General features: G+C 69.4%; 18 protein-coding genes. 6 read left to right on the forward strand and 12 right to left on the reverse strand.

The genetic code is table 11. The features are described 5' to 3' along the window. The gene (locus HBE64_RS00075) at nucleotides 1-1470 is read left to right on the forward strand and encodes an NAD(P)/FAD-dependent oxidoreductase (RefSeq protein WP_167096616.1); all 1470 of its coding nucleotides are present in this window, start codon (nucleotides 1-3) and stop codon (nucleotides 1468-1470) included. Here HBE64_RS00075 and rraA read toward each other — a convergent pair. The 7 genes from rraA to HBE64_RS00110 form a co-directional block, all read right to left on the reverse strand. Further along, complete coding sequence (gene rraA / locus HBE64_RS00080) at nucleotides 1467-1949, reverse strand: ribonuclease E activity regulator RraA (protein WP_167096618.1); 483 nt, start codon at nucleotides 1947-1949, stop codon at nucleotides 1467-1469. The genes HBE64_RS00075 and rraA overlap by 4 nt on opposite strands. A gap of 10 nt (nucleotides 1950-1959) precedes the next feature. Then, nucleotides 1960-2424, reverse strand: a complete 465-nt coding sequence (locus HBE64_RS00085) for a nucleoid-structuring protein H-NS (RefSeq protein ID WP_167096620.1) — start codon at nucleotides 2422-2424, stop codon at nucleotides 1960-1962. 79 nt (nucleotides 2425-2503) lie between these two features. Further along, nucleotides 2504-3430, reverse strand: a complete 927-nt coding sequence (locus HBE64_RS00090; RefSeq protein ID WP_243841447.1) for a copper resistance D family protein — start codon at nucleotides 3428-3430, stop codon at nucleotides 2504-2506. Further along, nucleotides 3427-3924 carry a copper resistance protein CopC gene (locus HBE64_RS00095; protein ID WP_371744051.1) on the reverse strand — a complete coding sequence of 166 codons (498 nt, stop codon included), beginning with the start codon at nucleotides 3922-3924 and terminating at the stop codon, nucleotides 3427-3429. Before HBE64_RS00095 ends, HBE64_RS00090 begins: the two co-directional genes overlap by 4 nt. Then, nucleotides 3921-4619 carry a YcnI family protein gene (locus HBE64_RS00100; RefSeq protein ID WP_167096622.1) on the reverse strand — a complete coding sequence of 233 codons (699 nt, stop codon included), beginning with the start codon at nucleotides 4617-4619 and terminating at the stop codon, nucleotides 3921-3923. Before HBE64_RS00100 ends, HBE64_RS00095 begins: the two co-directional genes overlap by 4 nt. 40 nt (nucleotides 4620-4659) lie before the next feature. Continuing rightward, on the reverse strand, nucleotides 4660-5172 hold the full coding sequence (locus tag HBE64_RS00105; protein ID WP_167096624.1) for a hypothetical protein: 513 nt from the start codon (nucleotides 5170-5172) through the stop codon (nucleotides 4660-4662). 5 nt (nucleotides 5173-5177) lie between these two features. After that, complete coding sequence (locus HBE64_RS00110; protein ID WP_167096626.1) at nucleotides 5178-5834, reverse strand: DUF6474 family protein; 657 nt, start codon at nucleotides 5832-5834, stop codon at nucleotides 5178-5180. A gap of 210 nt (nucleotides 5835-6044) precedes the next feature. On the opposite strand from HBE64_RS00110, the gene HBE64_RS00115 reads away from it, so the two are divergent. The 3 genes from HBE64_RS00115 to HBE64_RS00125 are packed head-to-tail and all read left to right on the forward strand — an operon-like array spanning nucleotide 6045 to nucleotide 8704. Further along, nucleotides 6045-7031 carry a hypothetical protein gene (locus tag HBE64_RS00115; protein WP_167096628.1) on the forward strand — a complete coding sequence of 329 codons (987 nt, stop codon included), beginning with the start codon at nucleotides 6045-6047 and terminating at the stop codon, nucleotides 7029-7031. 48 nt (nucleotides 7032-7079) lie between these two features. Continuing rightward, nucleotides 7080-7571: an ImmA/IrrE family metallo-endopeptidase gene (locus HBE64_RS00120; RefSeq protein WP_167096630.1), complete on the forward strand. Its 492-nt coding sequence runs from the start codon at nucleotides 7080-7082 to the stop codon at nucleotides 7569-7571. Beyond that, the gene (locus HBE64_RS00125) at nucleotides 7568-8704 is read left to right on the forward strand and encodes a hypothetical protein (protein WP_167096632.1); all 1137 of its coding nucleotides are present in this window, start codon (nucleotides 7568-7570) and stop codon (nucleotides 8702-8704) included. Before HBE64_RS00120 ends, HBE64_RS00125 begins: the two co-directional genes overlap by 4 nt. A gap of 45 nt (nucleotides 8705-8749) precedes the next feature. On the opposite strand, the gene HBE64_RS00130 is transcribed toward HBE64_RS00125, so the two are convergent. The 4 genes from HBE64_RS00130 to HBE64_RS00145 all read right to left on the reverse strand — a co-directional run bounded on the left by HBE64_RS00130 (nucleotide 8750) and on the right by HBE64_RS00145 (nucleotide 11263). Continuing rightward, complete coding sequence (locus HBE64_RS00130) at nucleotides 8750-9148, reverse strand: helix-turn-helix transcriptional regulator (RefSeq protein WP_167096634.1); 399 nt, start codon at nucleotides 9146-9148, stop codon at nucleotides 8750-8752. A gap of 321 nt (nucleotides 9149-9469) precedes the next feature. Beyond that, nucleotides 9470-10174 (reverse strand): TMEM165/GDT1 family protein, encoded by a 705-nt coding sequence (locus HBE64_RS00135; protein ID WP_167096636.1) that lies wholly within the window; start codon nucleotides 10172-10174, stop codon nucleotides 9470-9472. Between the two features lie 250 nt (nucleotides 10175-10424). Continuing rightward, nucleotides 10425-10958: a peptidase gene (locus HBE64_RS00140; RefSeq protein ID WP_167096638.1), complete on the reverse strand. Its 534-nt coding sequence runs from the start codon at nucleotides 10956-10958 to the stop codon at nucleotides 10425-10427. 146 nt (nucleotides 10959-11104) lie between these two features. Further along, nucleotides 11105-11263, reverse strand: coding sequence for a hypothetical protein (locus HBE64_RS00145; protein ID WP_167096640.1), 159 nt, complete (start codon nucleotides 11261-11263; stop codon nucleotides 11105-11107). Between the two features lie 584 nt (nucleotides 11264-11847). On the opposite strand from HBE64_RS00145, the gene HBE64_RS00150 reads away from it, so the two are divergent. Together HBE64_RS00150 and HBE64_RS00155 are read left to right on the forward strand one after the other, a co-directional pair. After that, complete coding sequence (locus HBE64_RS00150; RefSeq protein ID WP_167096642.1) at nucleotides 11848-12879, forward strand: DUF4328 domain-containing protein; 1032 nt, start codon at nucleotides 11848-11850, stop codon at nucleotides 12877-12879. 4 nt (nucleotides 12880-12883) lie between these two features. After that, entirely contained in the window at nucleotides 12884-13708 is an 825-nt protein-coding gene (locus HBE64_RS00155; RefSeq protein ID WP_167096644.1) for a glycerophosphodiester phosphodiesterase, read from the forward strand. On the opposite strand, the gene HBE64_RS00160 is transcribed toward HBE64_RS00155, so the two are convergent. Beyond that, on the reverse strand, nucleotides 13705-14631 hold the full coding sequence (locus HBE64_RS00160) for an LCP family protein (protein ID WP_167108386.1): 927 nt from the start codon (nucleotides 14629-14631) through the stop codon (nucleotides 13705-13707). The genes HBE64_RS00155 and HBE64_RS00160 overlap by 4 nt on opposite strands. Nucleotides 14632-14634: the final 3 nt, after the last annotated feature.

Raw genomic sequence — 14634 nt, forward strand, 5'->3', positions numbered from 1 at the left:
ATGACCGAACACGTCGATGTGGTGATCGTTGGTGCCGGGATCTCTGGAATCAGCGCCGCCTGGCATCTGAAGGACCGCTGCCCGGCCAAGACCTTCGTGGTGCTCGAACGCCGGACCGATCTCGGCGGCACCTGGGATCTGTTCAAGTACCCCGGCATCCGGTCGGACTCCGACATGTTCACCCTCGGCTTCCGGTTCAAGCCGTGGACGGACACCAAGGCGATCGCCGACGGTCCCTCGATCATGCGATACCTGCGGGAGACCGTGCGCGAGTACGGAATCGACCGCCACATCCGCTACGGCCAGCGGGTGGTCAGTGCCGAGTGGTCAACCGCCGACAACCAGTGGACCGTGCGAGTCGAGGCGGACGGTGAGCAGCGCGATATCACCTGCTCATTCCTGTTCGCCTGCAGCGGCTACTACAACTACGACGAGGGCTACTCGCCCGAGTTCCCCGGCGCCCAGGACTTCACCGGCACCATCGTGCACCCGCAACACTGGCCCGAGGACCTCGACTACACCGGCAAGCGGATCGTTGTTATCGGCAGCGGCGCCACCGCGGTGACTCTGATTCCCGCGCTTGCCAATTCGGGCGCCGCGCACGTGACGATGCTGCAGCGCTCACCGACCTACATCGGCGCGCTACCCGACGTCGACCCGTTCGCCAGCCGGGTCAGCAAGCTGCTGCCCGCCAAGCCGGCCTACGTGGTGAACCGGTGGAAGAGCATCCTGTTCCAGTCCGCCCAGTACCGGCTGGCCCGCCGCTTCCCCAACTTCATGCGCAAGCAATTGATGACCATGGCCCAGCGCCGGCTGCCGGCGGGCTACGACGTCGAGAAGCACTTCGGCCCCTCCTACAAGGTGTGGGACGAACGACTGTGCCTGGCCCCCAACGGCGATCTGTTCCGGACCATCCGCAAGGGCCACGCCGACGTGGTGACCGACACCATCGAGCGTTTCACCGAGACGGGCATCGCACTGAGCTCCGGGCAGGAACTGCCAGCCGACATCATCGTCACCGCAACGGGTTTGAACCTCCAGCTCTTCGGCGGGGCGGACATCCGCAAAGACGGGCAACCCCTGGACCTGACCACCACCATGGCCTACAAGGGCATGATGCTCTCCGGTGTGCCGAACATGGCCTTCACGATCGGCTACACCAACGCATCGTGGACCCTCAAAGCCGACCTGGTCTCCGAATTCGTCTGCCGCGTACTCAATCACATGGACGCGGGCGGATACGACCACGTCGAACCCGCGAGCCCGGATGCCGGCGTCGACGAACGCCCATTGCTGGACTTCACCCCCGGTTACGTGCTGCGTGCGCTGGACCGGCTGCCCAAGGCCGGCTCGCGGGCGCCGTGGCGGCTCAAGCAGAACTATCTGCTGGACCTTCGGCTGATCCGGCACGGCAAGGTCGACGACGAGGCGCTGCAGTTCTCCAAACAGCGAGCAGCGGTTGGGGTTTAGTCGTTCGTGACGACGACGATCCCGTCGTCATCGCTGTAGGCCAGCTCGCCCGGGGTGAAGGTGACACCGCCGAAACTCACGGGCACATCACGCTCGCCGGCACCGGTCTTGGAGCTCTTGCGGGGATTGGTGCCCAGCGCCTTGATGCCGATGTCGAGGGTGCGCAGCGTCGCGGCGTCACGCACCGCGCCGTGCACGACCAGACCGGCCCAGCCGTTGGAGCGCGCCAACTCGGCGATGATGTCGCCGACCAGAGCGGCGTGCACCGAGGCCTCACCGTCGATGACCAGCACGCGCCCCTCGCCGGGTTCACTCAGCACCGACTTGAGCAGGGCGTTGTCCTGAAAGCAGCGCACCGTGCTGATCGGCCCGGCGAATTCGCTTCGCCCACCGAACTGACGGAACTGGACATCGCAGCTGCGGACGTCGGGCCCGATGTCGTCGACGAGATCGGCAGTCGGGCGGAAGGCGACGGTCATGCGCGCCGCCTCATTCGTCGGAGGCGTGACGCCGGCGCCGAATGAGCAATGCGAGCAGGACGGCCACGGCGAATGCCACCGCGAACGGCAGCGGCGACCGGCCGGTGTCCGGGACGGCCGGCGTCGACGGCTTCGACAGCGGGCTGGCGGCCTGCTCCACCGACGACTTCGCGTTGGCGGCGGCCTCCCGGGCAGCCTCGGCCAGCGGCGGGGACCCGTTGCCGGCTGCCAGCGCCGCGTGGGTGGCCGGAGCGTCGAGCGCGGGCGGTGGCACGGCCGCGTCCAGCGCAGGCGGGGGGACCTTCTTGGCGGGTGCCTTCTTGGCCGGCGCCTTTTTGGTGGGGGCCTTCTTCACCGGTGCCTTTTTGGCGGGTGCCTTTTTGGCCGGAGCCTTCTTCGCGACGACCTCCTCGGGCTGTTGCGGCTCCGGCGGCGTGGTACCACCCTCGTCGGGCTGGTCCTGAGCTTCTGCCATCGGGCTGCTCCTTTGCAGTGTCTTCTCACCTACGCCAAGCGGTACCCATCATGCCAGCGGCTGCAGAAGGGCCGCCCGGCTAACCGGCAACCGACAGGGCCGCGCCCAGTGTCAGGGCAACGACCATCAAGGCGATCTCGCGTTGTGCCCGGCCCCGCGACTGCGTCGCCGTCATCCGGTGAGCCTGCGCAGCGGGCACCCAACCGATCCTGTTCAACCAGCCCAACAGCAGCAGCAGTGCCGCCACGAGGGCCTTGGCCAGCACCAGCCGGCCGTAACCCGTGCTCACCAGCGCACCCGGGCCCGGCACGGTGACCAGCGCGCCGAGCGTGCCGGCCGCCAGCAGCGCCGCCACGCACACCAGCGCCAACCCGGAGAACCGCGGCAGTACTCGGGCCCAGTGACCCCGATGCTCGACGGTCAGTGCGATCGCGGCCAGGCCGCCGCACCACAGTGCCGCGGCAAGGATGTGCACGACGATCGCCAACGCCCCCACGGTGCTGTCGGCCAGATGCCCGGACACTGCGCGGGCCCCGAGGCCGATCGCGACGGCCGCGGTGACGACGATGCGCCCCGCGGCCTGACCCGGCACGATCACAGTGGCGAGTATCGCTGCGGCCGCGCAGACCAGGCTGATCACGCCGGCCCGCCCGGCGATCGTGGTGGCGAACTCCGAGGCGGTGGACAGCCGCAGCCGGGACAGCGGCACGTCGGCGGCCTGTGCCGCCGACATCGCCAACCGGACCGCTTCGGCCAGCAGCCACGCCACGCTCACCGTCAGCAGCGGACCGGTGGTAGCGCGGAATGTGCCCGCCCGGTGGCGCACGTCGTCGAGTGCGGGCAGCACAGCCAGCCCCAGCGCGACGACGGCGGCCCCGTCAGCGACCGCCCGGACCGCCGACTGCGCGGGAGCGGCCTGGCCGCCGGCCAGCAGCCAGGCCAGCGCCCACGCCAGGGTGGCGGCGAGCGCCACGCCGCCCAGCAGGTGTCGGCCGGTCGGTGTCACGCCCGGCGTCGCAACGCCCACGCCGCGCCGGCGGCGATCAGTAGCGCGGCCCCGGCCAGGAACGGCCACACCGGCAGGCCCCCGTCCGACGATCCGGCGGCCGAGGCCGACGGGCCCGGAGTGCCCGCCCCGGCGGTCGTCAGCGTGAACGACCACGAGCCGGACACGACGTGGCCGTCGGCCGAGGTGACCCGGTAGTTCACCGTGTAGACGCCCGCGGGCCCGAGCGGACGCACCGCGACGCCGACGGTGGCCCCCTGAACCTGGGGCGCTCCGTCTGACCAGAGGTTGCCGTCCGGCCCCACTACCGTCATCGCGGCGAAGTCGGCCTGCAACTGCTCGTTGAAGGTGGCGGTGACCCGGCTCGGGCCGGCGGCGACCGACGCGTCGGGGGCGGGATCTGCCGCCACCCGCACGGCGTGCGCCCAGGCCACGCCGGTCCCGCTGACCGCCATGACGGCGATCAGCAGGACCGTTGCGAGCAGCTTCCTCACGTCCGGCGCCGTGCGAGTGCGACGCCGACGCCGATCGCGCCGACCAGCAGGGCACCGCCGGCCAGGGCCCTGGCGGTGTTGTCCGGTGCGGCGGCCGGTGCGGCGGCAGGGGCGGCGCTGACCGACGGCGCGGCCGACGCGGGTGGTGCGGTCGGTGTCGCGTGGTGTTCCTCGGCCTCGTGGGGTCCGGCGGCCAGCGTCAACGTCGGTACGGGGAATTCGGGTTCCTCGCCGTTGGCCAGCGGTGGCTGATCCCAGTGCACTGTGGTGCCGTCGGCATAGGTCTGCACCACCGGGAACGTCACCGAGTCGGCGTCGGGTAGCTGCACGGAGATCGGGAACAGTTCGAACTGCTGGGCCCCGATGCCCGCATTGGGTGTCGCGGTGAACGTGACGGAGCTGTATGCGCCAGCTGCGTTGCGGTCGAGTTTTGCCGTCCAGCCGGGCAGCACGTCGGTGCTCGCCGATGCGACGTTCGGCAGGGTGATCGTGACTTGCGTTGTGGCAGAGCCTTTTTCCGACTCATTGGGCACCTGGAAGGTGACCAGTGCGTCGTCGCCCCGGATGGCATGATCGGACTCGACGTGGACGTGGGCGCCCGCGCCGGCCGCGCAGATCCAGGCCCCGAGGGTCAGGGTGGCGGTAACCGCGGCCGTGGTGAGGGCGCGCGGCACCAGCTGGTGGTTGGTCTTCATGGAGTTGTGCTTTCTGTTGTCGAAGTTTCGCTGATTCGGGTCAACGCCAGGCAGGCGGTCCTCGATGCGAAATCGACACGGCGACAATGAGTCTGGATTGCAACGGGTGATCGGCGGGGTCCGGGGCCAGCGGCTGGCGCACCATCGGCAGGCAGCTGGGGCGCCCGCCGGGAGCCGTCAGCACACTCGACAGCGTCCGATACAGCCGCTCGGCGCCGGCCAGCAGCAGCCCAGCGGCCACCACGGCGATCAGGTGCGCCGACAGCATCGCTCCGCTGGGCGACCCGCCGTGCACATGGCCCGCCGCGGCCAGGATGAGGTGACCGAGGACCTGCCCCAGCGCCAGCACGCCGACCAGGACCGCGGGTTCACCGGCGCGCCGCACCGAGCCGGCCAGGCCACCGACACCGGCCGAGGCAAGCAGCAACAACGCCAGGGCAGCACCGGAAACCGTCGCTCCGGCGGCGCCGTGCGCGGTCACCGCGAGCACAGCCGTCAGCGATCCGACCGCCATCCCGCGCAACGCGTCGGGATCGGTGGACCGGGTGCGCATCGGGGTCAGAGCACGCCGAGGCGAGCCATCAGGTCGGCGTCGATGCCGTCGAGCTGTTCGGAGATCGCGGCATGGGCTTCCCGGCGTCGTGGGCCCGGCATGTTCTCGGCCGCCGTCACCGCCGCCGACAGCGAGCTCAGGCGCTCGGTCATCGCGGCGACGAACTGCTTGGTCTCGGCGTCTTTGGGCTTCCTGTCGGCCACCGCACGCAGCGAGCTTTCCGCCCCGGCGATCCGCGCGGACAGCTGCCCGCCCTGCCCGGAGAATTGGCCGAGCTGGCTCAGCGGGACACCGAGCCGGTCTGCGCGACGCTCGTCGATGACCCCGCGGGCGGCGATGGCGGCGCGGTAGGCGATCGGCACCACGACCGGGGCCAACAGGCGCGAAACCGTCAGCGCCCGGCGGATCCGGGTGGGGGACAGAAGTTTGCCCTCGCGGACGGCCTTCAGCTCCGCCTCGGCAACCTTCACCGCCGCCCGGTCGGAGTCCTTGGCCGCCTTCAGCTGAGCCTTGATCGCCCTGTTCTCGGCCCGCTCGGTGGCCTTGATGCGCTTGGCCTCGTTCTTGGCGCCGAGCCGGGCTTCCAGCTTGGCGCGGGCCTTGATCGCGCGGGCCTCCGCACGACGGGTGGCACGGCTTTTGCGCTTGGTGAACAGGCCCATCCCTGCTGCCTCCCGGGTAGGTCGTCGGCGATCGGCGAGGTGGGCTCGCGACCAGGTGTTCCCACCCTATCGCCCGGCCCAAGGCGGCAGATCACGACCTGCGCCTATGCCACAATGATCGGGACGCTTCCGACCCGGCGCACCCTATGCGCCGCTAACTCGAGGAACCCTGTGAACCGGTCGTCCGTGAGGGCCGCTGCGATTAGCTGGATGATCGCCGGCGGTGTGTTCTACGGCGGTGCGGGCACGCTGGCGGCGGTACCGGCCGCTGCAGAGCCTGGCACGGTTCATAACGGGCCGACGACCGCCGACACCGACGAAGGCGAGGCCAGCAACGGCCAGGGCGCGACCGACGTCGGGGGCCATCGCGATCGTCGGCCGGGCGGCCGCCACGGCAGCCCACCCGCGCCCGGCGACACCGCCGTGCCGGGTGACGACACCGGCCCGAGCCAGGTTGCCGGCCGTCCCGGAGCACACCGCTATCCGCGGGCCAACCAGCTGCCGGGACCCCCGAACCAACCGGGCGACAACGTGGGCTACCCGGGCAGCGAGGTCCCCGGATTCCCTGAGGATCCGGACTACCCGAACTGGCCCTGGCCGTGGCCGCCGTGCCACGACCCCGGAAACGGCGGGAACGACGGAAGCGTGGGATCGCCGGCACCCAGCGTCGGCATCGCCCGCCCGCCGCAGAGCGCGGGCGGCGGAAGTGGCGGCGGGATCGGCTTTCCGCCGGTCACGGTCCCGAAGGTCCCCGGGGTCCCCTCGGAGCCCACTCCCGTCAGCGCCGGCGGCGAGCAGGCCCCGCCGGTGCCCACCGGTGAGCCGGCCCCGCTCGAGATGCCCCCGGTGATCGGGCTGCCCCCGGTCTTCGAAGCCCCGCTGCGCCCCATCGGTGGACCCAACTCGAGCGCCCCGGCCGAATCCGGCCCGGGCCGCGCAAATCCGGCCAAGGAACCCACCGCCGGGCGGGAGCGACTGCCCGCCAGCGCCGGCAGCGGTACAGAAGCACCGCCGTCGTTTAGGGTGGGCTATCCCGAGTACCTTCGGGAGGCCAAAATTGGGGAGGTCGCCGCGCTGGCGCTGCCGGGATTCGCCGGCCTCCTCGCCCTGACGGCCCTTGGTGGTGTCTTCGGATACCGCCAAGCCAAGGCCGGGCACGGAGTGCGGGCCGCAGGCACCGCACGGTTCCTGCGCTAACGGTAGGTAAGGGCGTCCAGACCCGCAGCCGACTGGGAAGGGGTTCAGATGTCGGCCAGTCGCCAAGTGACCAAGGCGGTGAACGACGTCCTGGACCTGGCTCCCCGGCACGGCGAAGTCTCGCTGGTCCGCCTGGTGGCGGCCGTCAGCAAGCAGCAGGGCAGGCCCATCGAGATCACCATGGCCGATCTGCCGCCCGGGGTGTGCGGCCAGTGGCGCCAGTACGCCGACCACGACGTATTCCTGATCCAGCACGGCCTGCCGACCTGGGACCGCACCCTGGCCCACGAACTGGGCCACCTGGTCCTGGGCCACTACGGCATACCCGTCACCGAAGCGGCCCGCGACGTGGCCGAAGTGGCCAGCGACGACCTGATCGGCTACATGCTCAACCAGCGCACCGGGTGCATGGGCCCCAGCGGCGAGGACGCCGAGCAGGAGGCCGAGGACTTCGCGGCGCTTCTGCTCTACCGGCTCGGCCGGCTCCCGTCGGACCGGTCCTCGATCGTGCAAGTCCGCCTCGGAGAGGCGTTTGGTTGATCGTCTGGGTGATCGCCGGTCTCCTGGGGATGGCCACCGGCCTGCGTATCGGGTGGGCATTGGTCAACAAGCAGTCGGTCGTCAGCACCGCGATGATCGTCGCGCTCGGCAGCCTGGCCCTGGTCGCCGCCCTGAACTGGCCCCCGCTGACGCTGTTGCTCGACACCACCCTGCACTGGGCGAACATCTCGATCGGGCTGAGCCAGGTGGCGCTGATCGCCTGCGCCGCCGGGAGCTGCGTCATGATCACCACGGTCGCCTCCAGCCGGAGCCCGGCGGTCGCCCGGCGCATCGCGATCGTCCAATACCTGATCGCCGCGGTGATCGCGGCCGTCACCCTGGTGCTGTTCTTCGCCGGTGGCGAGCAGCCCGAGATGGCCCCGCAGGAGTACCTGAGCCGCAACCTCGGCTCCTCGAAGACCTCGCTGCCGTGGCTGTTGCCGCTGCTCTACGTGTTGCTCGCGTTGACGCTTGTGCTGTGGGCGGGAATGCGGCACTCCAACCGCACCCGGCGGGGCCGGGCATTGTTCGTGTTCACCGTCGGCATCGCGCTGATCGTCGCGGCCAGCGCGTTCTTCCTGATTCGCGCAGTGGGTAGCACCCAACTGGTCGGGGTGGGCACGGCCGCCACGCTGCTGGGTGCGGCGATGGCGATCGTCGCGGCCGGATCGCTGTTGCCGGCCATCGAGGACTGGTTCGGCGGGCGGCGTGAACTCAAGCTGATCGATCCGCTGCTGCAGGAACTGGAACGCCGCCAGCCTGACGTCGGCATCGGTGAGCGCCCGCGCGGCCCGCTGGTCTTCCGGGTCGCCGAACGGCTGTCACTGATCTCCGATGCGCTCTATCTCGAGGCCACCGTCGCCCAACGGGCGCACGCCGGCCGAAGCGACCACACCGCACTGGACGTACTGACCGATGCGCAGCGGCCCACCGTCAGCCCGACCGAGCAGGCAGCCGCAATCGCGGCGTGGATCGGGGCAGGGCGGGACACCCCGCGGGTGGCCAATCCGGCCGTCAAGGGTGAGTTTCCCGGTCTGGAATGGCTGCGGCAGCCAGAGAACTACTCGGACCGGGAATGGATCCTGGAGATCGCCCGCCAATACAGCGTGCTGACGAAGCTCAAGACCGCCTGAACAGCGTTTCGATGTTGCCGCGACTCCAGCGAGGGGAGTGCCGGGCTAATCGTCGAGGTGCTCCTGGCGGCGCAGTTCGTCGACCTTGTGGACGATGTCCTGCTGAGCCTCGGGGGACAGTCCGACCGTCCGTGCGGCAATCCGGCGCACACCCTCGTCACGCATGTTCGCGAGCCACGTCAGCTCCTTGTCGAGCTTCTCGTAGTACTCATCGTCGGTGAAGTACGCCGGCTTGATCCGGAAGAAGTTGGCAAGCGCCGTCATCGTGGTCGACGACGGATTGGTCCGGTTGCCTGAGCGCAGCTGCGACAGGTACGGGGCCGACATCGTGACGCCTTCAGCCTTGAGCGCGGCGATCACTTCGGCGGAGGTATGAGGGCCGCGGCCGGGCGGATACACCGTGTCGAACAGGCGATTCAGGCGCGCGGCGAACGTCGTGCTCATCTCATTGACCTCCACATGCATAGAAGAGCGATCGTTTCCGTAGGCTTATTTGCTGATCATCGTAGCGACACATGTGCCGACAACCAAGTGCAAACTATCGCATAATTGACGCGGGCGGTCATTTTTGACCTCTGGGCAAACTTTTCTATGCGTCCGCGGCACCGCCGGCGCGGCCATCCCCGAATGGCGTTAGGCAAAGAATGCGGTGGTCGGGACGGGTCTGGCTCAGCATTGGGCCCGCCACCGGCCCGGGAGATACCGCCGGTACTGCTGGGCAACCACCTACGGAATCAGTTGCGGTCAATATTCGCTTTGCTGCGCTCAATTGTCGGGCTGCGGCGAGGTGGCCGGGGCGCCGTTCTGACGCCTGGCACGCCAGAACCGCAGCCCGCCGGCCCCAATGGCGGCCAGGGCCACCGCGGCGGTCGCGGTAATCGCGACCGTGCGCCAGCCCAGCGCGGCATCGAACAGCATCCAGAGGCCGAACAGCAGGAAGAGCAGGCTGGCCATCACGTGCAGGAGCCGTTCGGGCAGGCGGCGATGCAGTAGACGGCCCGCGGCGATCGCCACGCCGTCGGCGAGCACCATGCCCACGGTCGCGCCGATCCACACTCCGGCCCAGTTGTAGTCGCTTGCCAGTGCGACCGTGGCCAGCATCGTCTTATCGCCGAGCTCGGCCAGGACGAACGAGGACACCACCGCCAGAACAACGAACCGCGGCTCGGCCGGTGGCGGGGCGGTGTCGGGATCCTCGTCGTCGGCGGACGTCTCGCGCCAGGTCCACCACGCGAACCCCAGGAATGCGATTGCGGCGGCGAAAGCGATCGGACGCTCGGGCAGCGTCAGCCCGAGGAAATGGCCGATTGTCACCGACACGCCGTGCACCAGGAATGCCGCGATACCGACGCCGCTCAGCACCACCCACCAGCGATGGCGCAGCGCATAGGTCATGGTGATCAGCTGGGACTTGTCGCCGAGCTCGGCGAGGAAAACCACTCCGAGGCTGACCAGAGCTGCGGTGAGCATCTGCCACGACCTTCCGACACGCTGCCCGTGGCTGCGCGTACACGGGCCGCCGGGCATCCGGTCGAAGGTCTCACCCACCGGACCAGAGATCCGGTTCGCCGGCCGGGCTTTCGCCAGTATGTCGACTCGACGATTGGGGGCTACTCCCCTTCGCTGACGCGTCCAACGCTAGCGACCCTGATCAGGGCGCGCTAGCCGGAGAGCGATGTTCGGGTGGCCGTAACCCGAGATGTCGAGTTACCGAATCCTGCTATGCCGCAAGCAACATTGCCAGGATTGCGGTGTCCGGATGGCTGATCGGGTCGACACCGACCCGGCTCACCATGCTGGTGATGGTGCCGTCGGACTCGGCCTCGACCCAGGCGGCCCGATGCTCGAGCCCCAGATGTGGCAGCCCGGGCAGCAGCACGCATCCTGACGCGGCACCGGAACATTCGGGCAGCGACGGTGTGGTCTCCGACGGCGGGTGCAGCATCAGCAGGGCGGGGGGCTGCCGGTCGGCGAAATGCCCTGGCGGAACGGCTGATTCGCCCACCACCGTGCCCTCGGCGAGCACCAGGCCGACGGTACCTGGCTGGGGTTTGTCGGGAAGCTCTTCCCGGACGCCGAAAATCGTTGTGGTGGAGAGCAATCCGGGCAATGACGCCACTCGCACCGCGACCATCAGGAGTTGCGCCCATTCCTTGGTCGAGTTCGGCCACCGGCCTGAGACGACAAAGCCCTTGAGGGCACCACGAGAATGAAAGGGGGCGACTTCAACTGCGGGCCCGGATCCTATATCCATCTCGCCTCCGCGACACTTCAGTACTTCTTCGTGCGACACGACAGCGGGTCGGTTCGGATCAGGATGAGGCACCGTGCGGTTGGCACGCAAGAGGACACGAGTGCTAACGGCGCGTGAACTGAATCTGTCGGGCCGGATCGCGGATTTCAGAACAGGACGATGAGGGCCAGAATCCCGAGCAGAACCAGCGCGATCAGTCCAGCGCGCATCGCGGCCATCATGTACGAGCGGTTGCATGTCGACGACGATGCGTACCACTGCGATGGCTGCGGAGTGGACCGCGGCCCCACTGACTGCGACGCCATCAAACCGTCCTGACCTGTGTGTTCAACTACCGCACTCGGTGAAATTTGTCACAGCACCAAGTGTGAGCGCGATCATAACCCCTCTTGTAGCCGGAGGAAAATCCGCCGGGCGAAGTGCCCGCGGGCCAAGGATCGCGGTGAGCAAAACACGCTGATTGGTCCGGCTTGTCAGTGGGTATTGAGTTGGTCAGCGCAGACGGCCCACATGGTGGTCGGCGTGTCGCGCGGCGCGTCGCGGTCCTACCCCGCGCACTTAGGGCACCAACGGATTTCGCTCGACCATGATCAACCTGTTGATCGCGCCTCTAAGTGGCCCCTTGGTTATCCACAAGCTGCTCACCTTCGCACGCCCGCATAGTGCGCTAAGTGGCACTATGCTCGCCCCGAGCCTTGTGGATAAACCTGTGGAAACTGTGGATAGCCCGAGGATTGCTGTGGCGGTGCAGCGGCCGAAGCGGCACTGCGTGCCAGAATCGGCGGCCAATCGACTGCGGAATCCGCAGGCAGTTCTTGGCTCGGGTCAAGCGGAGGCCATCACAGGTCGCTTCGCCACCGCGCGCCGCCGTCCTCGCTAGGCTGGTCCGGTGATTCAGGTGTGTTCCCAATGCGGGACGCGGTGGAATGTGCGCGACCGGCAGCGTGCCTGGTGCCCGCGCTGCAACGGTGCGCTGCTGGCACCGAGTACCCCGCCGGACCCGCGCTGGGATCCACGTGCGGCGACGCAGCCGCCGACACGCCCGCCGACACAGCAGGGCAACACGCCGCGTCTGCCCTCCGGATTCCGTTGGATCGCCGTCCGTCCCGGCCCGCCGCCACCGCCGCGGTGGCGACGCCGGCCGCTCGGCCCGACCCCACGCTATTTCACGATCCCGCGATGGGGCCTGTACGACCAGCTCGCGCCGCAGGCCGCCGACGAGCAGACCGCCGCCAGGCGTGGCCCCGCACCGACGACGATCCGGGCCGCGCTGCTGTCGGTCGCCACGATCTTCGGCCTGGCCGCCGCCGTCCACATCGTTCGTTACGTGCTGCTGCTGATCAACCGCACCTCGCTGCTGCCCCCACTCGTGGCCGGCGGCGCGCTGTGGCTGGGCGTGCTGGTCAGTCTCGCCGCGATCGTGGCGGTGATCCTGGCCGCGGTCGTCATGACGTCGTGGCTGATCGCCCGGCGGTCGGCGGTCTACCAGTTCCGCGGCCAGGAGGACCCCCGCCCGGCGTGGCAGTTGTGGGCCGGGTGCCTGGTGCCCGTCGTCAATCTGGTCTGGGCGCCCATCTTCGTGCTGGAACTCGCCCACGCCGAGGACTCACATGCCCGGCTGCGCCCACCGATCACCGCCTGGTGGATTGCATGGCTGTTCTCCACCGGCATCTCGATCTTCGGTATCGCGACGAGCTTCACGACAGAGCCGCAGGGCATCGCGGACAACACCGTCACGGTGATCATCGCCTACCTGGTCGGGCTCGCCACCGTCGTGCTGCTGTGGCGGGTGTTCGACGGTTTCGTCCGCAAGCCGGTCGAGCGGCCCCTGCACCGATGGGTGATCGTCGCCGACGACCAGCCCGCCCCCACCGAATCCGCCGCTGCGGTTGAGTCGGACCGACAGGAACCGGCAGCATAGGGCTATGACGACGGCCGACGGCGCCATCGGCGGGCACCCTTTCGTGGTCGCCCACCGGGGTGCGTCGGCCGATCGCCCCGAGCACACCCTGGCCGCCTACGAGTTGGCGCTGCAGGAAGGTGCCGACGGTGTCGAGTGCGATGTCCGGCTGACCCGCGACGGTCACCTGGTCTGTGTCCACGACCGTCGCGTCGATCGCACCTCGACCGGGAGCGGCCTGGTCAGCGAGATGACGCTGGCCGAGTTGAAGCGGCTGGACTGGGGCGCCTGGCACAGCAGCTGGCGCGCCGACGGCAGCCTCGGGGACACCGGCCTGCTCACCCTCGACGACCTGGTTCGTCTGGTCCTGGACTGGAACCGGCCGGTCAAGCTCTTCATCGAGACCAAGCACCCGGTGCGCTACGGCGCACTGGTGGAGAGCAAGGTGCTGGCCCTGCTGCACCGCTACGGCATCGCCGCACCGCTGTCGGCGGACCTGTCGCGCGCCGTGGTGATGTCGTTCTCGGCCGCCGCGGTGTGGCGCATCCGCAGGGCGGCGCCTCTGCTGCCGACGGTGCTGCTCGGTGAGACGTCGCGTTACCTGGGCGGCAGCGCCGCCACCACCGTCGGTGCCACCGCCGTCGGCCCCTCGATCGCCACCTTGCGGGAGCATCCCGAGCTCGTCGACCGGGCAGCGGCGCAGGGCCGTGCGATGTACTGCTGGACCGTCGACCACTACGAGGACGTCGGCTACTGCCGCGACCTCGGTGTCGGCTGGATCGCGACGAACCACCCGGGCCGTACGAAGGCCTGGCTGCAGAACGGGCTGACCGTCCCGGGCCCCGACTAGGGCTGGGCGTCGAGGACCTGCTGCGGGATCGCCGCGTCGGTGCGCAGCGCGTCGAACAACTGTTGCGCGGCAGCGGAATCCCACACCACGACCGAACCGGACTCGTTGCCGGTGAACTCGCCGATCGGCACCGTCAGCGTCGTCGTCGACCCGTGCAGTGCCCACCCCAGCCGGGCCAGATCCCAGACGTGGTCGCCGTCGTCGACGGTCAGTGACGCCACCGCGGCGTGCGGTACCGAATACCAGCGCCACGGGTTGAGCCACACCGCCGGGCTGGTGGCCCGATGCAGCAGGGCGGACATGAACTCGCGCTGGTGGATCATTCGGTCCAGGTCGGCGCGCGGGGTGGCCCGGCTGCGGACGTAGCCGAGCGCGTTGCGACCGTCGAGCGTCTGACAGCCGCCCGGCAGCTCGATACCGGCCAGCGGGTCGCTGATCGGCTCGGCGGGGCACACCTGCACGCCACCGAGGGCGTCGACCAGGCTCGCGAACCCGCCGAAGCCGACTTCGGCGTAGTGGTCGAGATGCAGCCCGGTGGCCTGCTCGACGGTCTGTGCCAACAGTGGCGCCCCGCCCTCGGCGAAGGCGGCGTTGATCTTGTCCTGGCCGTAGCCGGGGATCTGGACGTAGGAGTCGCGCGGGATCGACACCATCGTGGTGGGCGCTGCCGACCCCAGCGCGGGGATGTGCACCACCAGGATGGTGTCGGTGCGGCCGTTACCGAGGTCGCCGCCGGTGGCCAGTTCGGCTTGTTGTTCGGGGGTCAGCCCTTCGCGGCTGTCGGAGCCGACGAGCAGCCAGGTGGTCCCCGCGCCGGCCGCGGGCCGGTCGGTGTAGGCACTGAACACCGGGATGTGACGCAGGGTCGAGTTGATCCACACCGCCGTCCCCACCAGTGCGGTGACCGCTACCAGCAGCAGCACCGT

It is taken from the genome of Mycobacterium sp. DL592, assembly GCF_011694515.1.
GTDB lineage: Bacteria > Actinomycetota > Actinomycetes > Mycobacteriales > Mycobacteriaceae > Mycobacterium.